The 21614-nt window shown below is 62.7% G+C and carries 14 protein-coding genes and 1 tRNA gene; 5 read left to right on the top strand and 10 right to left on the bottom strand.

The window, feature by feature from the left end:
* Positions 1-22: 22 nt before the first annotated feature.
* A complete protein-coding gene (locus AD665_RS17940) occupies positions 23-2548 on the top strand; it encodes a PepSY domain-containing protein (protein WP_053193037.1) in 2526 nt (841 codons plus the stop codon).
* 578 nt (positions 2549-3126) lie between these two features.
* Here the strand turns inward: AD665_RS17940 and AD665_RS17935 are convergent.
* The 4 genes from AD665_RS17935 to ptsP all read right to left on the bottom strand — a co-directional run bounded on the left by AD665_RS17935 (position 3127) and on the right by ptsP (position 10437).
* On the bottom strand, positions 3127-4668 hold the full coding sequence (locus AD665_RS17935) for an alkaline phosphatase D family protein (RefSeq protein WP_024781170.1): 1542 nt from the start codon (positions 4666-4668) through the stop codon (positions 3127-3129).
* A gap of 188 nt (positions 4669-4856) precedes the next feature.
* Positions 4857-6617 carry a PTS fructose-like transporter subunit IIB gene (locus AD665_RS17930; protein WP_053193025.1) on the bottom strand — a complete coding sequence of 587 codons (1761 nt, stop codon included), beginning with the start codon at positions 6615-6617 and terminating at the stop codon, positions 4857-4859.
* 14 nt (positions 6618-6631) lie between these two features.
* On the bottom strand, positions 6632-7573 hold the full coding sequence (gene pfkB, locus AD665_RS17925) for a 1-phosphofructokinase (RefSeq protein WP_053193019.1): 942 nt from the start codon (positions 7571-7573) through the stop codon (positions 6632-6634).
* Entirely contained in the window at positions 7573-10437 is a 2865-nt protein-coding gene (gene ptsP / locus AD665_RS17920) for a phosphoenolpyruvate--protein phosphotransferase (RefSeq protein WP_053193017.1), read from the bottom strand. The genes pfkB and ptsP overlap by 1 nt, the downstream gene beginning before the upstream one ends.
* Positions 10438-10724: 287 nt before the next feature.
* Here ptsP and cra point away from each other — a divergent pair, with 287 nt between their 5' ends.
* Together cra and AD665_RS17910 are read left to right on the top strand one after the other, a co-directional pair.
* Entirely contained in the window at positions 10725-11720 is a 996-nt protein-coding gene (gene cra, locus AD665_RS17915) for a catabolite repressor/activator (protein ID WP_024781166.1), read from the top strand.
* A 3-nt stretch (positions 11721-11723) separates the two neighbouring features.
* Positions 11724-12500, top strand: coding sequence for a TatD family hydrolase (locus tag AD665_RS17910; protein ID WP_053193015.1), 777 nt, complete (start codon positions 11724-11726; stop codon positions 12498-12500).
* A 491-nt stretch (positions 12501-12991) separates the two neighbouring features.
* On the opposite strand, the gene AD665_RS28195 is transcribed toward AD665_RS17910, so the two are convergent.
* The 4 genes from AD665_RS28195 to AD665_RS17890 all read right to left on the bottom strand — a co-directional run bounded on the left by AD665_RS28195 (position 12992) and on the right by AD665_RS17890 (position 18988).
* On the bottom strand, positions 12992-13696 hold the full coding sequence (locus AD665_RS28195; protein WP_392396978.1) for a methyl-accepting chemotaxis protein: 705 nt from the start codon (positions 13694-13696) through the stop codon (positions 12992-12994).
* Between the two features lie 1621 nt (positions 13697-15317).
* Positions 15318-16154 (bottom strand): regulatory signaling modulator protein AmpE, encoded by an 837-nt coding sequence (gene ampE / locus AD665_RS17900; protein WP_024779934.1) that lies wholly within the window; start codon positions 16152-16154, stop codon positions 15318-15320.
* A complete protein-coding gene (gene ampD, locus AD665_RS17895; RefSeq protein ID WP_024779935.1) occupies positions 16151-16711 on the bottom strand; it encodes a 1,6-anhydro-N-acetylmuramyl-L-alanine amidase AmpD in 561 nt (186 codons plus the stop codon). Before ampD ends, ampE begins: the two co-directional genes overlap by 4 nt.
* 63 nt (positions 16712-16774) lie before the next feature.
* The gene (locus AD665_RS17890; protein WP_053193013.1) at positions 16775-18988 is read right to left on the bottom strand and encodes a DUF1631 domain-containing protein; all 2214 of its coding nucleotides are present in this window, start codon (positions 18986-18988) and stop codon (positions 16775-16777) included.
* Positions 18989-19241: 253 nt separating this feature from the next.
* Here AD665_RS17890 and nadC point away from each other — a divergent pair, with 253 nt between their 5' ends.
* Entirely contained in the window at positions 19242-20090 is an 849-nt protein-coding gene (gene nadC / locus AD665_RS17885) for a carboxylating nicotinate-nucleotide diphosphorylase (RefSeq protein ID WP_053193012.1), read from the top strand.
* A 186-nt stretch (positions 20091-20276) separates the two neighbouring features.
* On the opposite strand, the gene AD665_RS17880 is transcribed toward nadC, so the two are convergent.
* Complete coding sequence (locus tag AD665_RS17880) at positions 20277-20582, bottom strand: DUF6388 family protein (RefSeq protein ID WP_024779938.1); 306 nt, start codon at positions 20580-20582, stop codon at positions 20277-20279.
* Positions 20583-20880: 298 nt separating this feature from the next.
* Between AD665_RS17880 and AD665_RS17875 the strand changes: the two genes are divergently transcribed.
* Positions 20881-21426 (top strand): hypothetical protein, encoded by a 546-nt coding sequence (locus tag AD665_RS17875; RefSeq protein WP_053193011.1) that lies wholly within the window; start codon positions 20881-20883, stop codon positions 21424-21426.
* A gap of 15 nt (positions 21427-21441) precedes the next feature.
* On the opposite strand, the gene AD665_RS17870 is transcribed toward AD665_RS17875, so the two are convergent.
* A tRNA-Thr gene (locus AD665_RS17870) sits at positions 21442-21514 on the bottom strand.
* Between the last annotated feature and the right edge of the window lie 100 nt (positions 21515-21614).

The raw sequence follows: 21614 nt of genomic DNA, 5'->3' as shown, positions 1-21614 counted from the left end.
ATGAATGAACAAGGCGGGCGACGTGTTGAAGAAAACCCTGTTCCAGCTGCACTGGTTTTTCGGCATCAGTGCCGGGCTGGTCCTGGCGTTTATGGGCATTACCGGCGCTGCGGTGTCGTTCCAGGACGAGATCCTGCGGGCGCTGAACCCGCAGGTGCTGACGGTGGAGAAACAACCGGCCGGTGTCCTGCCGCCGGCCGAACTGGTGGAGCAGATCGAGGCTAGCGCCGGTAAAACCGTCGCCATGCTCTGGGTCGAAACCGACAGCGGCAATGCCGCACGGGCGATCTTCGCTGCGCCACCTGGGGAAAAGCGCGGGCCCATGCGCTACTTCAACCCTTACAACGCTCAATTCATGGGCGATGTGGTGGGCCAGGACTTCTTCGGCCTGATGCTGAAGCTGCACCGCATCCTGGCACTGGACGACGCGGGCCGGCAGATCACCGGGGCCTGCACGTTGATCCTGGTGTTTTTCTGTCTGTCCGGGCTGTACCTGCGTTGGCCGCGCCAGTGGCGGAGCTGGCGTGCCTGGTTGACCCTCGACTGGAAGAAGAAAGGCCGCAGTTTCAACTGGGATCTGCATTCCGTGGCCGGTACCTGGTGCCTGGCGTTCTACCTGCTGGCGGCCCTGACCGGGCTGACCTGGTCCTACGACTGGTACAACAAAGGAGTGACCCGCCTGCTCTCCGACTCACCGAAGGACGAACGGGTGCGCGACCGTGGCCCCGTGCCTGACGGCCCGCCGCCGGTAGCCGACTACCGGGCCATGTGGAGCAGCATCTACAGCGCCGCCGGCCCGGACCTGGCCTCCTACAATGTGCGTCTGCCGCCGGTGGCCGGGCAACCGGCGACCGTGTTCTACTTGTTGAAGAATTCGCCCCATGACCGGGCACTGAACCGGATCATCCTCGACCCGGCCACCGGCATCGTCAGCCAACACAGCCGCTACAGCGACAAGAGCCTCAAGGCGCAACTGCTGACCAGCGTCTACGCCCTGCATGTCGGCAGCTATTTCGGCCTGATCGGAAGGGTCCTGGTGACGGTGGCGGCACTGACCATGCCGCTGTTCTTTATCACCGGTTGGTTGCTGTACCTGGATCGTCGCCGCAAGCAACGTCAAGTCCGGCAGGCGCGCCAGGGGTTGGCTGCCAGCCAAGGCGATGCGCCCGCGTGGCTGATCGGTTTTGCCAGCCAGAGCGGCTTTGCCGAACAGTTGGCCTGGCAGACCGCCGCCCAACTCCAGGCCGCCGGGCTGCCGGTGAACGTCCAGCCATTGGCGGGCGTCAGCGAGCAGGACCTGAGCAATTCCACCCACGCCTTGTTTGTGGTCAGTACCTTCGGCGATGGCGAAGGACCGGACAGCGCCCGGGGTTTCGAGCGCAAGGTGCTGGGCCGCCCCCTGGGCCTGGAGCGCCTGCAGTATGCGGTGCTGGGCCTGGGCGACCGGCAATACGACAACTTCTGCGGTTTCGCCCGGCGCCTGCACAGCTGGCTGGCGGAGCACGGCGGCAAGACCTTGTTCGCTCCGGTGGAAGTCGACAGCGGCGACCCTTATGCCTTGCGTCATTGGCAACAGCAGTTGGCAGAACTGACCGGGCAGGCGCCGGTAGACATTTGGAAAGCCCCCGATTTCGAACAATGGACGCTCGGCCAGCGCACCTTGCTCAACCCCGACAGCAGTGGCTCGGGCGTATACCTGCTAGGCCTCAGCGCTCCAGGGCCAAGCAGTTGGCTGGCCGGCGACCTGGTGGAGATACTGCCGCGCAACGACCTACTGGCCATCGAGCATTTTCTCGAGGGCCTGGGTATCGCCGGCAATGCTCGCGTACAGGTCGACGGCTTGCCGCAAAGCCTGGAGCAGGCCTTGGCGACCCGCCAGTTGCCGGCAAACCGCGCCCATCTGGTGGGCTTGCATGCCCAGGCGCTGCTGGACGCGCTGGCACCGCTGGCGCTGCGTGAATATTCCATCGCCTCGATCGCGGCCGATGGCGTGCTGGAACTGATCGTGCGCCAGGAACGCCACGCCGACGGAAGCCTGGGCATCGGCTCCGGTTGGCTCACCGAGCATGCCCCGCTGGGCAGCGCCATCAGTCTGCGGGTGCGGCGAAACAGCGGCTTCCACCTCCCGCCCCAGGGCGTACCGATGATCCTGCTGGGCAACGGCACGGGACTGGCAGGCCTGCGCAGCCTGCTCAAGGCCCGCGTTGCCGAAGGCCCGCAGCGCAATTGGCTGCTGTTTGGCGAGCGCCAGCGCGAACATGATTTCCATTGCCGTGATGAGCTTCAGGAATGGGTAACCTCCGGCGACCTGGAACGCCTGGACCTGGCGTTCTCCCGGGATCAGGAACAAAAAGTCTACGTCCAGGACCGCCTGCGCGAATCCGCTGCGCTGCTCAAGCAATGGCTGGCCGATGGGGCGGTGATCTATGTCTGCGGTAGCTTGCAGGGCATGGCATCGGGGGTGGATCGGGTGCTCAACGACGTGCTGGGAGCAGAGGAAGTGGAGCGGTTGATCGAGCAGGGGCGGTATCGGCGGGACGTTTACTGACCGACAGCCCAGCTCCCACAGAGGATTCAGGGTGTATGCGGTCTTTGCATTCGCCACCTGATCTTGTGGGAGCCGGGCTTGCCCGCGATGGCGGCGGTACATTCAACCTCTGCGTGACAGACCCACCGCTATCGCGAGCAGGCTCGCTCCCACAGAGGATTCAGGGTGTGTGCGGTCTTTGCATATGCCACCTGACCTTGTGGGAACCGGGCTTGCCCGCGATGGCGGCGGTACATTCAACCTCTGCGTGACAGACCCACCGCTATCGCGAGCAGGCTCGCTCCCACAGAGGATTCAGGGTGTATGCGGTCTTCGCATATGCCACCTGATCTTGTGGGAGCCGGGCTTGCCCGCGATGGCGGCGGTACATTCAACCTCTGCGTGACAGACCCACCGCTATCGCGAGCAGGCTCGCTCCCACAGAGGATTCAGGGTGTATGCGGTCTTTGCATATGCCACCTGACCTTGTGGGAGCCGGGCTTGCCCGCGATGGCGGCGGTACATTCAACCTCTGCGTGACAGATCCACCGCTTTCGCGAGCAAGCCCGCTCCCACAAGGCCCCCCTGTGATCTGCAGATCACAGCGGCTGCAGTTTCTTCTCGAACACCGCCACCCCTTCCAGATCCCGCAACACCACGCTCATCTCCCCGCTCTGCCCGTCGATGTTCACCTCGCCGAAGAACTGATAGCCGGCAAACGGCGAGGTGTTCTGGGCCGGGGGCGCCTTCTGGAACACCACCTCTGGACCGAAGGTCTTGTCCAGGGCGTTGGGTCCGAAGCTGCCGGCGTTCAGCGGCCCGGCGACAAACTCCCAGAACGGCTCGAAATCCTGGAACGCGGCCTGTTCCGGGTGGTAGTGGTGGGCGGCGCAATAGTGAACATCGGCGGTGAGCCAGACGTAGTTGCGTACCTGATGCTTGCGCAGGTAGCCGAGCAGTTCGGCAATTTCCACTTCGCGGCCCTGGGCCTGGCCCGGATCACCGTTGGCAACCGCTTCCCAGCGCGGCACACCGGGGCTGACTTCGCCGTCGGGCACGCCCAGGCCGATGGGCATGTCGGCGGCGATGACTTTCCATTGGGCACGGGATTGCTTCAGCTCGCGCTTGAGCCAATCCAACTGCTCGCGACCGAGGAAGGGTTTGGCCGCGCCGAGGTTGGCGTCATTGGCTTCGCGGTAGCTGCGCATGTCGAGCACGAATACATCCAGCATCGGCCCATAGGCGAGCTTGCGATAGATCCGCCCGCCGCCATCGGCCTTCTGCAAGCGCATCGGCGCGTATTCCAGCCAGGCCTGGCGCGCACGGCCCACCAGGGTGCCGATATCCTTGGTCTGGTAGCGCTCGTCCAACTGCTTGCCTGGCGACCAGTTATTGACCACTTCGTGATCGTCCCATTGCCAGATCTGCGGCACCTCGGCGTTGAAACGCCGCACGTTCTCGTCCATCAGGTTGTAGCGGTAGTTGCCGCGATACTCGTCCAGCGTCTCCGCCACCTTGCTCTTGGCTTCGGTGGTGAGGTTGCGCCAGATGCGCCCGCTTTCCGTGGTGATCTGGGCCGGCACCGGGCCGTCAGCGTAAATCGTGTCGCCGCTGTGGATGAAGAAGTCCGGCAGGCGCAGGCGCATGGCTTCGTAAATGCGCATGCCGCCGATGTCCGGGTTGATCCCGAAACCCTGGCCGACGGTGTCGCCGCTCCAGACAAAGCGGATATTGCGCTTGAACTGCGGCGCGCTGCGCAGGTGGCCCAACCAGGGCTCACTGGCAACGCCGCTCTGGGCGTCTTCGAAATGGACGCGGTAGAAAATCGCCTGGTCGGGCGGCAGGCCGGTGAGCTCGACCCGGGCGGTGAAATCGCTGCGGCTGTCGGCCAGTGGCGAGACAACGCGCCGAGGGTTGGAGAAGCCGCTACGGGTGTCCCAGTCCACCACCATGCGTGCCGGACGGTCGCTGCGACTCCAGATCATCACCCGGTCGCCCTGCAAGTCACCGGACTGCACACCATCGGTCAGTACCGGCCGGTCCTTGACCGAGGCAATCACCGCCGGCGCCAGCCCCGGCACCAACAACCCCGCCCCCACAGCCTGCATCACACGGCGCCGGCTCAGGTCGAACTCGCTCATGGTGTTCCTCCCAAATGGGAAAACTAGAACATGCTCGTGTTAATCGGGTGTGACAACCATCCCCTGGACACCCCCAAACAACTGTGGGAGCGAGCCTGCTCGCGATAGCGGAGGGTCAGTCAACAGAGTCGTTGGCTGATACACCGCTATCGCGAGCAGGCTCGCTCCCACAGGAGGATTGCGTTGGATCAGGCCTTGGCAGGCTCCAGCACCATCTCGACTTGCTCCGGACGCTTGAGCAGCGCATACGCCACCGCCGTCAGCAAACTGCCCGCCACGATCGCCAGCAAGTACAGCAACGCATGGTTGATGGCGTTGGGGATCAGCATCACGAACAGCCCGCCATGGGGTGCCATGAGTTTGCAGCCGAAGTACATCGACAGTGCACCGGCCAGCGCACCACCGGCGATGCTGGCCGGGATCACCCGTAGCGGGTCCTTCGCGGCGAACGGAATCGCGCCCTCGGAAATGAAGCACAGCCCCAGCACCAACGCCGCCTTACCGGCCTCGCGCTCGGTCTGGGCAAACTTGCGCCGGGCGATGAAGGTGGCGATGCCCAGGCCAATCGGCGGCACCATGCCGGCGGCCATGGTCGCGGCCATCGGCGCGTAACTCTGCGATGCCAGCAGCCCCACCGAAAACGCGTAGGCGGCCTTGTTGATCGGGCCACCGAGGTCGACACACATCATCGCCCCCAGCAGCACACCCAACAGAATCGCATTGGTGGTGCCCATGCTGTCGAGGAAATGAGTCAGGCCTTCGAGCATGCCCGCCACCGGTTTGCCCACCACGTAGATCATCACCAGACCGGTGAACAGGCTCGCCAGCAGCGGGATGATCAGGATCGGCTTGAGCGCTTCCAGGCTCTGAGGCAGACGTGCGTAGCGGTTGATCGCCTTGGCCGCATAACCGGCCAGGAAGCCGGCGATGATCCCGCCGATGAACCCGGCGCCCAGGGTGCTCGCCAGCATCCCGCCGATCATCCCCGGCGCGAGGCCCGGACGGTCCGCGATGGAATAGGCGATGTAACCGGCCAGCAACGGCACCATCAGTTTGAACGCACTTTCACCGCCGATCTGCATCAGCGCAGCCGCCAATGTGCCGGGTTCCTTGAACGCGGTGATGCCGAACACGAACGACAACGCGATCAGCAAACCTCCGGCCACCACCATCGGCAGCATGAACGACACGCCAGTCAGCAAATGTTTATAGACACCGGTTTTCTCTGCCTTGGCCGGCCCTGCACTGCTGCCGGCCGCACTTTCCTGTTGGCCCTCGGCCAGGGCTTTTTTCAACGTGGCCTCAGCCTGTTTCAAGGCGATGCCCGTGCCGCAGCGGTAGATCTTCTTGCCGGCAAAACGCTCGGTGGCGACTTCGATGTCGGTCGCCAGCAACACCACATCCGCATCGGCGATAGCCTGGGGGCTCAATGGGTTGCGCGCGCCCACCGAACCCTGGGTTTCCACCTGCAGGTCATAGCCCAATCGCGTCGCGGCCTGCTGCAATGCCTCTGCGGCCATGAAGGTATGGGCTACGCCCGTCGGACAAGCGGTGATGGCAACCAGACGCGGCGCGCGCTCACTCACTGCCCTGGACGATTGCGCTGGAACAGCCGCCTCCTGCCGAACATCCGACTCGACCAGGACCGCAGCCTCTTCGGCGCCACGTCGCAGCACCGAGTCGACATCCTGCAGGGCCAGGGCCGGGGTGCTGCGGAACAGGCGCTTGCCGACGAACCGCGACAAGTCCACCGGGCCACTGGCAACCAGCAATACCCACTCGGCGGCTTCAAGGGTGGCCGCCGACAACTGACGCTCCGGATGGGCCGCGTCATGGACTTCGACGCTGGTGCTCCATCCCTGGCGCTGGGCCGCCGCGTCCAGCAGGCGGGCGCACAACACACTGGTAACCATGCCGTTCGGGCAGGCCGTCACAATGGCTAATTTCATTCTCGCGAACCCTCTTATTGTTCTGTCAGGGGGCGCACGCGCACGCCCTGTTCAAGCGACGCCAGCAGCGCGGTGTCATGAATGCCAAAACCGATCTGAGTAACCGCCATCGCAGCAATGGCCGTGGCGGTACGCAGGGTCTGTTCCGGAGTGTGCGCACCGAGCAGGCCGTGCAGCATGCCTGCCAGCAGCGAATCACCGGCACCCACGGTGCTGGCGACGGTGACCTTGGGAGGAGAAGCGTGCAGCGCCGAGCCGACGTTGAACCAGTTCACACCCTCGGCACCGTGGGAAATCACCACATGCTCGACGCCCTGGCCATGCAGGCGTTGCGCCGCTTGGGCCTGGGCCTGTTCGGTCACCACATCGCAGCCCAGTGCATCGGCCAGCTCCTCGGTGTTCGGCTTGATCAGCCAAGGCCCGGCCGCCAGCGCGACACGCAAGGCTTCGCCGCTGGTGTCGAGGGCGACCTTCAAGCCGAGGGTTTTCAGGCGAGTGATCAACGCCTGCAACCATTGCGGACTGACGCCCCGGGGCAGACTGCCCGCCAGCACCACGACATCGTGCTCGGGGGCTATCTGCTCCAGACGATTCAGCAGCGCTTGCTGCGCCGCAGCATCGACCCTCGGGCCGGGGCCGTTGAGGTCGGTGATGCGTCCATCCTGCTCTGCCAGCTTGATGTTGCTGCGGGTCTCCCCGGGCACACGGATAAAGGCGTCGACAAACCCGCGCTGAGCGAACAACGTCTCGAATGCCTGAGCGTTGTCTTCACCCAGAAAGCCGCTGACAGTCAGCGTATGTCCCAGGTCGGCCAACACCTGGGCCACGTTCACGCCCTTGCCGGCGGCGTGGCTGTGCATGGCATCGCTGCGGTTGACCTGGCCCGGCTCCAGGCGCGCCAGTTCCACCGTGAGGTCAAGCGCCGGGTTGAGGGTCAGGGTAAGAATCTTCGCCATTACAGCGCCTCCACTAATGCGCGCACATCATTGGCGCTGCCCACGGCCAATGCCTCGCCGGCCAGGGCTTGTGCCTGTTCGAGACTCAGCTCGCGTACTCGTGCCTTGACCTCCGCAATGCTGCGGGCCGACACACTCAGTTCATCCACGCCCAGGCCCACCAGTACCGGCACTGCCAGCGGGTCGGCCGCCAGCTCGCCGCACACGCCCACCCATTTGCCATGGGCATGGGCAGCGCGCACGGTGATGTCGATCAATTGCAGCACCGCCGGGTGCAAGCCGTCGGCCTGGGCCGAAAGACTCGGGTGGCCGCGGTCGATGGCCAGGGTGTACTGCGTCAGGTCGTTGGTGCCCACGCTGAAGAAATCGACTTCCCTGGCAAGCACCGGCGCGAGCAACGCGGCGGACGGCACTTCGATCATGATCCCCAGTTGCAGGTCCGCCACCGGGACTTCCAGGCGCAGGCGCTCGGTCATGTCCCGGGCCTGACGCCATTCTTCGACGCTGCCCACCATCGGGAACATGATCCGCAACGGACGGTTGTCCGCCGAACGCAGCAAGGCACGCAGTTGCGCCTCCATGACTTGCGGGCGCTGCAAGGTCAGGCGGATGCCACGCACGCCGAGGAACGGGTTTTCTTCTTTCGCGATCGGCCAATACGGCAGCGGCTTGTCACCGCCGACATCCAGTGTGCGCACTACCAGGGGCCGGCCGGCCAGGCCATCGAGCACCTTGCGGTATTCGGCTTCCTGGGTCGCTTCGTCCGGTGCCTGGGTGTGGGCCATGAAAATCAGTTCGGTGCGCAACAGGCCGATGCCTTCGGCACCCTGCTCCACCGCGCTGGTGACACCGGCGCTTTCGCCGATGTTGGCGAACACTTCCACCGGGTGGCCATCGCGGGTCAGAGCGGGTTGGTGGCGCTGTTCGGCAGCCGCCTTGAGGCGCTGCTCGCGGGTGTCACGTTCCTCGACCGCGCGTCGCAGGGTGGCGGCATCAGGCTCTACATGCAGGCGACCGCGCTGGCCGTCCAACAACAATGAAGTGCCCGGGGCCAACAGCAACACCGAGGCCCCGGCTCCCACCAGCGCCGGAATGCCCAGGGCCCGGGCGACAATCGCGCTATGGGCGGTGGCGCCGCCGCGAGCGGTGAGAATCCCCGCCACACGGCTCGGGTCCAGGCGCGCCACGTCGGACGGACCGACCTCGTCCATCACCAGGATGTAAGGTTGCTCGGGTTCGCTCGGGGTTTCGATGCCACACAACTGCGCCAGCACACGCCGGCCGACGTCCCGCAGGTCAGCGGCTCGCTCGGCGAGCAAGGCGTCCTGCAAGGCTTCCTGCTCCTTTGCGGCAGCTTCAATCACACCCATCCACGCCGCTTGCGCACTCTCACCGAGCTTCAAACGGGTATCGACTTCGTCAGTCAGCTCCGGGTCGTCGAGCATTTCCTGGTGGGTAACGAAAATCTCGCGGATGGCCTTGGCCTTGGCGCGTTCGATCAGGCCTTCGATATCGCGGCGTACCTGATTCAAGGCGTTCTGCAGGCGCTCGCGTTCAATGGCGGCCGACTCGCCGCGCAGCGGATAGTCGATGGCTTGCAACACCTGGATATGGGCCGGACCAATGGCGATACCCGGCGCGGCGGGCACCGCCTGGATCAGACTGCCGGATTCGGGGGCCAGCAGCACGGTCGCGACTTCGGCCATCGGGCTTTCCTGCGGCGCACTCGGCGGCGGCAGCGGCTCGACTTCTTCGCCCAGGCCCTCTTCGATGGCTGCCAGCAATGCCGGCAGCGCATCGGCGGCGATGCTTGGTTCAGCGATGAACTCCAGAACCTGACCGCGGCGGGCGCCCAGGCTCAGCAGTTTGCTCAAGCTCTTGGCCGACACGGCGCTGTCCTGGCCGTCGACAATGCGCACGCGGATCTCGCCTTCGAAGCTTTTTGCCAGTTGCGCAAGGATCTTCGCCGGACGCGCGTGCAAGCCATGGGCGTTGGCCAGGCCGATACGAGCGCTGGGCCAGTCGGCGGGCAGCTCGCCACCGAGCACCTCCAGCACCTTGCGGCTGCTGGTGGCACGGCCCAGTTCGTGGCCGCGACCTTCAATCAGCAATGCGCAGAGTCGCTCGAGCAATGCCTGGTGAGCTTCGCCGAGACTGGCGAGGCAGAACAGGCCACTCAAGGGTTGGCCCAGATAACGGATGGGCTTGTCCGGTGTCACGAAGGCCAGGCCCGGACGCTTGACGGTCTGTTCGCTGTGCAGCCACCACAGGCCATCGCCCAGAGGCAGCGCATCGACCTGCTGCAATACCCCGGCAAAGCCGTTACTCACGCAATCTGCCTGGCGCAGCAGACGGGCGCCACGCCACACCAGCTCTTCGAAATCGTCGGCCGATACGCCGAGCCCGATCATTTGCGCATCCAAGGCCAACTCCTGCGGCGCACCTTGCAGCAACTTCAGCAAGGCTTCGGCGGAGCTGGCACGCCGCAGTGCCTGGCCCAGATCGGTCTCGCCGAGGGCACGGGTCAGCAGTTGCAGCAAGCGCAGGTGCTCATCGGACTTGGCCGCGATGCCGATCGCCAAGTAGACGATTTGCCCGTCACCCCAGTCCACGCCGTCCGGGAATTGCAGCAAACGAACACCGGTCGAGTGCACCAGGTCGCGGGTTTGCGGCGTACCGTGGGGGATGGCGATACCTTGGCCAAGAAAAGTCGAACCCTGGGCTTCGCGGGCCTGCAAGCCGGCGAGATAACCTTCGGCCACCAGGCCATCGGCCACCAGTTTGTCAGCGAGCAATTGCAGCGCGGCGGCTTTATCCACGGCGGTCTGGGCCATGGATATCTGCTCTGGATTGAGCTCGAGCATGCTTTCTCCTTTTTGGCGTCGGGTTGGCGCCAGGTATTGTTTTGAATGACAGCTTAGCGTTACAGGACGGCTTTTGGCGGTATCGCGGCAGTGCGGCCAGAAAATCCTGCTAACCTTGAAAATACGCTTGCTGAAACGTTTAATCTAGAAAGATTGGCACGTTACTCGATAATCTCTCATCCTTGAAGTGCAACTTGTCGCCAGTGTTTGGACAACGACCGTCGCGCCGAATCGGGTAGGATGGGCGCTCAGTGTCGGGCAAACTCGAAAAAACAAGGAAAAACGGGTTGAAACTCAGTGATATCGCCCAACTGGCCGGTGTGTCCGTCACCACCGCCAGCTATGTCATCAACGGCAAGGCCGAACAGCAACGCATCAGCAATGCGACCGTCGAACGGGTGCGTGCGGTGGTCGAAGAACATGGCTTTACGCCTAATCCCCAGGCCGCCGGATTGCGCAGTCGGCATACCCGTACCCTGGGCTTCATTCTGCCGGACCTGGAAAACCCCAGTTACGCCCGCATCGCCAAGCTGCTGGAACAGGGTGCCCGGGCTCAGGGCTACCAGTTGCTGATTGCCAGCTCAGATGACGCGCCAGAGAGTGAGCGGCAGCTGTTGCAGCTGTTCCGCGCCCGGCGCTGCGACGCGCTGATCGTCGCCAGCTGCCTGCCAGCCGGGGATGACAGCTACCGCCAGCTCCAGGCCAAGGGCATTCCGATCATCGCCATCGACCGGGTGATGGAGCCTGAGCACTTCTGCTCAGTGATCAGCGATGACCGCCAGGCCAGTCTGCAACTGACCCGCAGCCTGCTGGAGACGCAACCCCGGCAGATCGTGCTGCTCGGCGCGCGCCCCGAGCTGAGTATCAGCCAGGAGCGGGCCGCAGGCTTTCGCGAAGCATTGACCGGTTTCGACGGCCAGGTGCTGATCGAGCACGGCGAGTCGTTCAGCCGCGAATGCGGCCGCCAGTTGATGGACGACTTGCTTATGCGCCTGGGGCATCTGCCCGATGCGCTGATCACCACCTCCTACGTGCTGCTGCAAGGGGTGTTCGACGCCCTGCACGACTTCCCGCTCAAGTCGCGCCCGTTGCGCCTGGGCACCTTTGGTGACACGCAATTGCTGGACTTCCTGCCATTGCCGGTCAATGCCATGTCCCAGCAGCATCAGCTGATTGCCGATAAGGCGCTGGAACTGGCCCTGGCGGCCATCGAGAACGATGACTATCAACCTGGCGTGCAGGCCATTGCGCGGACCTTCAAGCAGCGTATCCACCGGGACTGAATCGTGGAGCTGATCGACACTCATACCCACCTGGACTTTCCCGACTTCGACGCGGATCGTCCAGCACTGCTGGCCGCAAGCCGCGCCCTGGGTGTCCGGCAGATGGTGGTGCTGGGGGTGTATCGGGACAACTGGCAGCGGGTCTGGGACCTGGTACAACGCGACCCGGATCTGCACGCAGCGCTTGGGCTGCACCCGGTGTATCTCGACCAGCATCGCCCCGAGGACGTGGCGCACCTGCGCGACTGGCTGGCGCGACTGGCCGGGCATCGGCAGTTGTGCGCGGTGGGAGAAATCGGCCTGGATTACTACGTCGAGAGCCTGGACCGTGAGCGCCAGCAGACGCTGTTCGAAGCGCAACTGCAACTGGCAGCCGAGTTCGAACTGCCAGCACTCATCCACGTGCGTCGCAGCCATGCAGCGGTGATCGCCACCCTCAAGCACCTTCCCCTGAAACGCGCGGGGATCATTCACGCCTTCGCCGGCAGTTTCGAAGAAGCCCGCGAGTACATCAAGCTCGGCTACAAACTCGGCCTCGGTGGCGCCGCCACCTGGCCCCAGGCCCTGCGCATGCACCGGGTACTGGCGAAACTGCCGCTGGAAGCGGTTGTGCTGGAAACCGACTCCCCGGACATGGCCCCGGCAATGTTCCCCGGCCAACGCAACAGCCCGGCGCACCTGCCGGCGATTTGCGAGGCCCTGGCCGCAATCATGGCGATCAGCCCGGAGCAACTGGCCGAGGCCAGCACCGCGAACGCCCGACAATTGTTCAACTGGTGACCGCACTCTCCTGTGCGGACTCGCTCGCGAAAGCGGTCAGCCTGGGTAAGAGAGGTTGGATGTACCGACGCCATCGCGAGCAGGCTCGCTCCCACAGTTGGATCGAGGTACGTCTGGAGAGACAGGTCGGCCGTAACGTCACCTCGCTTTTTTGCTTTTGCTTTTGCTTTTGCTCTTGATCTTCGGGCCCCATTAACCACGCTGGCCGAACGCAGGCATTGCGTAGTGGGCAACCCGGCATGGATGCCGGGTTAGCCGCGCTGGGCCATGGATGGCCCTTCGCGGCGGGCCCACGGAGCAATGCCGGAGTGAGGGCACACCGAGCCTAGGCGAGGTGCCGAGTGGTGGGGCCAAGCCTTTTTGGTTACTTTTGGGGCGTCTGCCAAAAGTAACCCGCTGTAAGAGCGGAACCATAAGTAGCCGTTACCGCAGCAATGGATATGTACCCAGTAAGACCGCCATCGCGAGCAGGCTCGCTCCCACACGAGCCTTCACACCCGAAACGCATTGATCAACACCTTGAGCTGCCCCACCTGTGCAGACAGTTCACGACTGGCATCCTCAGTCTGGTGCGCCCCTTCGGCGGTGCGCTCACCCGCACGGTTGATCTCGACAATGTTCTGGTCGATATCATGGGCCACCGCCGTCTGCTGCTCCACCGCGGCCGCGATCTGCTGGTTCTGGTCGACGATCATGCCAACCGCGCCGAGGATGTTTGCCAACGCCTGCTGGACCTTTTCCGACTGACCGACCGTGCCGCTGGCCATTTCATGACTGGTCCCCATGGCCTTGACGGCTGCGCCCACGCCGCCGTGCAGACGACTGATCATCGCTTCGATCTCTTCAGTCGATTGCTGGGTCCGCTTGGCCAGGGTCCGCACTTCATCGGCTACCACCGCGAAGCCGCGTCCCTGCTCTCCGGCCCGAGCCGCCTCAATCGCAGCGTTGAGGGCCAGCAGGTTGGTCTGCTCGGCGATGCTCTTGATCACATCCAGCACGCGGCTGATGGCCTGGCTGTCGGTCGCCAACTGATTGATCACCTGCACCGATTGATCGATCTCGCTGGCCAGGCGGGCGATGCTGCCCTGTTGGGACTCCACCAGCCCACGTCCACTGAGTGTTTCATCGTTCACACTGTGAGCGCTGCTGACCGCCGCAGCGGCACTGCGAGCCACCTCCTGGGCCGTAGCCGACATCTGGTTCATTGCCGTGGCAACCAGTTCGATCTGGCTGCGCTGGCCGGCCACTGCCTGGTTGCTTTGGGCCGAGACCGATTCCACCTGTCCGGCCTGACGCTCCACCTCGACGACTGTCTGACCCACCCGCTCGATCAGGTCGTGGATCTTCGCCACCGTGCCGTTGAACACCTCACCCAACTCGCCCAGCTCGTCCTTGCTGCGGGACACGAAATTGACCGTCATGTCCCCTGCCGCCACTTTGTCCATCATCCGCCCCAGGTATTGGAGCGTGGTGAGGGTCGAGGCATAGAAGCCGGCGTACAAATAGAAGATCAGCAGAAATACCACCACCAATGCCACCGCTTGCAGCACCATGTGGCTGCGGTTCTGCTCCAGGCGATGCCGCAACTGGACATCGAGAAAACCCAGCGCTGCGTCGTTCAGCCGGTAGGTCTGCTCCATCAGGCTGCTGACCTGATCGAAAAAGACCGGCCAGGGCGCATCGAGGGTATCGGCCATCACCACCTGCTCCTCGATCAGCTCGGCGACCTTCTTCAAGGTGCCCTTGCTGCCGTCGGCCGGGCTGGCAAGAGCCTGTCCAGCCGCCTGACTGGAGATCAACGCATCTTGCAGCTTCAAGCCATATTCACCCTGGACTTTTTCGATCTGCGCCAGCAGCTCATCGAATCGGGTACTGGACGCGGAACTGAGAAACCCCAGGCCCAAGGCCGAAGCGCCCAGCGCGCGGCTCTCACCGAGGATCTGGGTGACATTGGGGGTCACGCTGGTCATCAGTTCGCCGAGCTGACGAATATCGCTCTGGCTGTCACGACTCAGTCCCGCCTGGCTGGCGATGATCTGGCTGAATATCTGCGAACTGTTGAGCAGCTTGCCGATCAGCGCACTTTTGCTCTGCAGGGAGCTTTCGGCCTGCTGGGCCTTTAACGCGGCGATTATTTCGTCGCGCTTGGCGTCGAAGAGACTCGCTTGCTCAGGTTCCACGGCCACGACGGTCATGCCTTGCAGACGCGCAAGGGCTTGCCGCTCGAGGGTGCTTATTTTCGCGTCCACATCGCCGGCCTTGCCGGACTGACCCAGACTGGCATTGATCTGCACCAGATTGTTCAGGGTTTCCAGGTCGCGGCGCAGGGTCAGGCTGTTACCCAGCAGGTCGAGGCTTTGCAGCTCCACTTGCGTCCCCTGGAACTGGCGGTAGGAATCGCGCACCAGAAAGAAGTTGGTCACCAGCATCGGCAGCAGGAACAACACGCTGATCAGGCTGAATTTCATACCGAAACTCAGGCGGTTCATCAGCGCGACGGCGGGCCAGAGCAAACTCTTCACAAGGAAGTCTCCCGGTAGGTTTTTTATTTTTATGGGGCATGCGCACAGAGACAGCAGAAAGCCACTATTGGGCGCTGTCCCTGTATAGCCTAAATCGGAGGGGAGATTTGTAACTTAAGGTTAACGGCGCCGGGATGGGGTCCGTTCCTTTCCTGGGAGGGTATTTATCCGTGGGAGCAAGGCTCGCCCGCGATTACGGTAAATCAATCAGCAACAATGTTGACTGGCTTGTCCCTATCGCGAGCAAGCTTTGCTCCCACAGTTTGTTCCACACAATAAAGGATGAACTCGTCGCCTAAGCCAGCACCGTCCACAACGCAAACCCGGCATACCAGAGCACCGCCGCACGCAGCAGCAACTCCCACAGCCGATCGAGGCTGTTGATGCCGTCCGGCCCGGCCACGGGCCCAGAAATTTCGCCAGCCACCAGGCCGACCTTGTCGACCAGCTGAGCGGCGCTGATATTCCAGTTCAGCAGTTCATGCAGCATCACCCGGCTGACCGCCACAAAGTTGCCCACCAGGGCGAAACTCGCCGCCAGCAACCGCACCGGCACCCAGTCGAAGGCATGGCGCAATTGTGCTGCCCGCTCGGCCACGCCGGGATTCTGGCTATGCTCGGCGGCCAGCGCCAGCAGGCGATAACTCAGGGCCGCCACCGGGCCCAGCAGGAAGTACCAGAAGATCACGGCGAAAAAGCTCTGGTAGGCCTGCCACAACAGATGGCCCTGGACCCGCCCCAACAGTTGCTCGCCATTGTCGGCTTCAATTCCCAGGTCCCGCTTGGCCACATGGGTGGCCGCTTGCAGGTCCTCGCGACGCCACGCATCGCGAAACGACCCCAGCTCGGCCAGCAGATCCCCACGCCCCAGGCTGTAAATCACCACCAGCAAGTGCACCGGCAGCACCAGCAGCCCGTAGGCCAGCGGTTGCAGCATCCACAACAATAGCGCCAGCAGCGTCACGGGCAGCAGGACCATGGCCAGCAACACCAGCCAGGGTCGATTGACCCAACGGGGGCTCGACTCGATTCTGTTCAGCTCACCCAGCCACGCGCCGTCACGCTGGACTCGCTGGCGCAAGGCGGAGAACTTCTCGATCCAGACCGCCAGCAGCAACACCAGAAAACTCATTGTCCTTCCCCTTCTGTCAGGGCCGCGCGATAGCGTACCCAGTCAAATGCCGGTCCCGGATCGGTCTTGCGCCCTGGAGCGATGTCGCTGTGCCCGCAGATGCGCTGCACGGTGATCGCCTTGAAGGCCAGCTGCAACTGCCGCGTCAGATCCACCAGGGCGACATACTGCGCGTCGGCGAACGGCAGGTCATCGGTGCCCTCGAGCTCGATGCCAATGGAAAAATCGTTGCAGGTTTCCCGCCCCTCGAAGCACGACACACCCGCATGCCATGCACGCTCCAGGCAGGAAACAAACTGGGTAACGGCGCCGTCACGCTCGATCAGAAAATGCGCGGAGACACGCAAGTCGGCGATACCGGCAAAGTAGGGATGTTCCGTGACATCCAGGCGATTCTGGAAGAATTCCTGCACCTTACCGGTGGCGAACTGGGCAGGCGGCAAGCTGATGTTGTGGATCACCAGCAGGGAAATTTCGCCCTCGGGGCGCGCATTGAAGTTGGGCGATGGGCAATGACGCACGCCATCGCACCAACCGCTCGCGGGGTCCAGCTGCATACAGGTTCCTTCGAAGACGACGGTGATGCCGTCAGTATGCCGTGATCGACCCGGACTGTGCGATCACTTGCCGCGATTGAGTTGACGCAGATTGCCGAGCACGGATTCCAGCGCCCGGTCGAACAACAACGTATCGTCCAACAGGCGCGCGGCCCCCCGGCGAAACTCCAGGGCCAGGCTGGTGCGGCTGTGCTCTTGGACCTTGAGGCCGGTACGGTTGACGAAAATATAGTTGCCGGTGCTCTGGATGATCGCCGCCAGCTTGCAACGCAGGCTATTGTCATCATCCTCCTGGAACTCGACCCAGCTACCCAGGCGCAATTGGTCGACCTGAAGCAGGCCCACGTCATCGGCGGGCAAGCGCACCGTCACGTTTTCCGCCGGCGCCTTGTACGCAGGGCGCAGGACAATTTTCTCCAGCACCTGAACCATCACCGGCGCATCCGCCGACTGGACCTTATCCGTGGCCTGGCCCATACGCTGCAAGGCCTGCACGTGCAGGACTTCCAGTTCGCTGAAGAATTCGCTGGTGGCGAACGGATCGAACGCCGAACGGCTCAACCCTTCGCGCAAGGCCTTGAGAAGCTCCGGTACCATGGCCAGCAGGCGCAGGCCGGCATCCGGCTCGTCGTGATACTGGACACTCCAGATCAGTTGCTCCAGGGTCAGGACATCGGCCTGCCATTCGGCGGACTGCTCGCCATGCTTGAAGCCGGTCAGCAGCAGCACCTGGCTCCAGGCCTGCTGCACGAATTCCACCACGGCCTGGGGCAGCACCTTGCCGAACATGACCTGATTCAACGCGCCTTCGACCCGCTGGCGTGCCAGTTCAGCCTTGGCCCGCCCTTCCTCGGCATCGCGGATACGCTGCTCGAGCAGTTCGCAGCGGCGCCGCTCGTCACTGGTAAAGGCGAGAAATTCGGCCAGCACTTCGGAGAAAATCGCCGGGTCATCGACGAAATCGTTCAACAGCCGCTGCACCACCTGTTCGATGCGCTGATAAAGGCTGTCGCGCTGGTGGTCGTCGCAGTCGCCCCAGCCCATGGCTGCGGCGGCAATTTCGTTAAGCAGCCGGCGGGCGGGATGATTGCCGCGACTGAAGAAACTCTTGTCCTGTACTGCGACCTTGAGCATCGGGATCTGCAGGCGGCCAATCAACGCCTTGAGGGAGTCCGGCAGGTTGTGGTCGTCGAGGATGAACTCGAACATCATCGCGATGAGGTTGATCACGTCCTCATCGGCGCCCTCGACCACCCGCGACTTGCCACTCTTGACGCTGACCCGGGTGAGCAATTGTTCGAGCTGGCTGCGCAGATCGAACTCGTCCTGAAGCGTGGGTGCCGGCACGTATTGCTGCAAATGGGAGAGCAGACGCAACAGATCACGGGTCGAAATCGGCTGCGCCGGTGCGCTGGGCTCCAGGGTCGGCGCTACGCTGCCACGTACCTGCATCACCAGTTTCTGCAGGGCAGAGAACACTTCCTGAACGCTGTCATCGACCTCGGCGGCCCTGGGCTTGGCCGTCCGCTCCGACGCGGGGCGCGGTGCATCGTCGACACGATCCGAGGCACGCCGGGACGGCGATACCTTGAGATCCGGCAAAATCCCCGTGGCCGCCAGCAACTGATTGGCCTCGGCATAGAACTGGTCGCATTCACTGAGCACATAACGTTCGAACAGTTTGAGCAGGATCAGCTTGACCTTGATCTCCACCCCCAGGTTGCGTCCGGCCTGCAAAAAGGTCTCGCACAACAGCGCCGGGCTCAGGGGGTTCTGTGAATTCGCCATCGGCCGGGCCAGCAACACGCTGAGCCGGGCCGTCAATTGATCGAGGGAGGGACCATCGCGACTGAGCACCCGGGTGACCATGGCTTCTACTGCCAGATGGCGCTCCAGATCGTCATGGGTCGACCGGACCGAAGCACCAGGCGCGGCGGCAGGGCTCAAGGAGGCATGGGTCAGGTCGTACTGGGCGAGGCTGACGAACGCCTCGAAGAACTGCTCGATGAATTCGCGTTCGATACTTTTGCGCTTCAGGCGCAGGTCCCTCATGGCTTCGAAGAACAGATTCTGCTCGACGTCGTTGCGCGCCCGATCGGCCATCTCGAACAAGGTGTCGTCGGCATTATCGAACAGCCTCTGCAAACCCAGCCGCAGCTGTTGCGCGGCCTTGTCGCGGACCTGGAGCAGAATCACAGGCAAACGGGCGAGCGGCGAGCGATTCGCCTGATCGGTAGGAACCTTATGCAAAGGCACTACATTCCCGTCGTTATGCATCCTGGCCTCCTGAAACGGTGTTCTTCGGTTGGCAACGTCAAAGCCATGACGTCAATCGAAAGGCGGATTATCTGGCAAAAGAACCCCGTCGCACCAGAGAACTCTGTGACCCAGCTTGAAATACATCGCAATAAATGACCGGGGAATTGGCAAAACGTTGCGAAGAGCCGACCAAATGCAGGTCCTGGTGAACAATGTTTGTGCAACAGGACACTGGCCCTATAATCGGGCCACTTTGCCTGTGGAGCCCGTTATGCCGAACCTACGTCTCGCCGACCTGACTGCCGAAATCGAAGCCAACGTGCGCCGCGCCTTGCTCGAAGACATCGGCAGCGGCGACATCACCGCGCAGTTGATTCCCGCCGAACGCCTGGCCAAGGCCACCATCATTACCCGCGAAGCCGCGATCATCAGCGGCACAGCCTGGGTCGACGCCGTGTTCCGGCAATTGGACCCGCGTGTTGCGGTGCATTGGCAGGTGCGTGACGGCGACCGGGTCAACTCCGACCAGGCGCTGTTCCACCTCGAAGGCCCGGCCCGCTCACTGCTGAGCGGCGAGCGCAGCGCGCTGAACTTCCTGCAGATGCTCTCGGGTGTCGCCACCCGCGCCCGCTACCTGGCCGACTTCGTCGCCGACACCCAGGTCAAACTGCTGGATACCCGCAAGACCCTGCCCGGGCTGCGCCTGGCACAGAAATACGCCGTCACCTGCGGCGGCTGCCATAACCACCGCATAGGGCTGTACGATGCCTTCCTGATCAAGGAAAACCACATCGCGGCCTGCGGCGGGATCGCCCAGGCGATCGCGGCCGCTCACAAGATTGCACCGGGCAAACCGGTGGAAGTCGAAGTGGAAAGCCTGACGGAATTGAAGGAAGCACTGGCGGCCAACGCCGACATCATCATGCTCGACGAATTGAGCCTGGACGACATGCGTGAAGCCGTGCGCCTGAACGGCGGCAAGGCGAAGCTGGAGGCCAGCGGCGGGATCAATGAAAGCACGTTGCGGCCGATTGCCGAGACCGGGGTGGACTACATCTCGATCGGAGCGATGACCAAGGATGTGAAGGCGGTGGATCTGTCGATGCGCTTGAGTCTCTGAGCATACAAAACGCCAGCCCTGAGGCTAATAAAGCCCGTGGGAGCAAAGCTTGCTCGCGATTGCGGTAAGTCAGTCAGCAACAACGTTGACGGGCCCATCGCTATCGCGAGCAAGCTCTGCTCCCACAGGCGTTGCGCCGTTTGATCCTTAACTGACTGGCATTAAGCCCTGAGGCTGGCGTTTTTTTCAGACCACCAGATTATTCATCTCGCAGTACTCATCCCAATCCACACCCAGCACCTCGGCAGCCTCCTTGTGCAAGGCAAGACGCTGCGCCTCGAACTCTTCAGGCGTGCTGGTGTACTTGAGCGTCAGCTCCCAAGGCTGCAAGCCCTGGGCTTCGGCCTCGTCTTCGAAAGCCCACTGAATCTGGTCTTTCTGCTCATCGGCGCTCAGGTTCCCGATTTCTTCCAGTAACTGAGGCGTATCCAGGGCGTATTTGCGCAGCGCTTCTTCGTGTCTGGCTTCTTGGGTCAGTTCTTTAGCCGTCATGTCGTTCTCGCTGATCGAAGGAATGGAAGATGGGACTGGATCATCAAGGATCTCTCTGACACAGAACCGCTGGCAGCGCGGTTTTCCTGGTCCTTGGAACCATTCGTGGATCATTTGAAAACTGCTGGGCAATGCTCATGCAGGCAACGAATATAGGACGTTTTGCCGATGATTTACACGGCTCTTTACATCTGCCGCACAAAAACCTTATGTCCACGTATGGAAGAGGTCGAGGAACATCTATCAGAATCCCGAGTCATAGCGATGTGCCATATCGGCACTTCATAAGGATTCTGTAATGCGCAGCTTTCCAAAGTTAACGTCTATTCGGCGGGCTACCACGACCCTGCTACTCGCCAGCCTGGTATTGACCGGCGCCGCGCAAGCGGCAGTTGAGATCTCGTCCAATTTTCCAGAGCCATCCGATGAAATTTCGGCCCTTCGCAGCTCATTTGGCAACGACGTCTTCTACAAAACCGGTATCAGCATCGATAACTTGAAGGACATGCAGCAAGCCGCCAAAGCCAACGCTATCGAACTGGAAAGCCAGAAGCGCACCCTCGCCGAGCAGGCCCGGCAGATCGAAGAGCTCAAACGCAACAGCGGTTCCAGTTCCAACTCCAGCAGCCGGGAAATTGAAGAACTTAAACGCACGGTCAAGGAACAGGAGCGCGACCTGAACGACCTTGGCAAGCAAGTGGAAGAGATCAAGCGTAATAGCGGTTCCAGCTCGAGTTCGAACAACAGCGAGATATCGACGCTGAAAGGAAAGATCAGCGATCAGGATCGCGAGATGGATCAGCTCAAACGCATGGTTGAGGAGTTGAGCAGGAAGGTGAAATAAGGAGAGAGGAGATCTTGCCCGAGACAGGAATCGAACCTGCGACCTTCGCGTTACGAGTGCGCTGCTCTACCGACTGAGCTACACGGGCGGTGAGCTAACTTAGCATCCTGTCCTGTGGCCAGGCAACCTGCGTCACAGGGATTTTCCCCACACAACAAAACGCCCCGAACCAGTCGGGGCGTTTTGCT

The organism is Pseudomonas corrugata (assembly GCF_001269905.1).
GTDB classification, from domain to species: Bacteria; Pseudomonadota; Gammaproteobacteria; order Pseudomonadales; family Pseudomonadaceae; genus Aquipseudomonas; species Aquipseudomonas corrugata.
The sequence above is the reverse complement of the archived record's forward strand: the minus strand, read 5'-3'. Positions and strand labels throughout refer to the sequence as shown.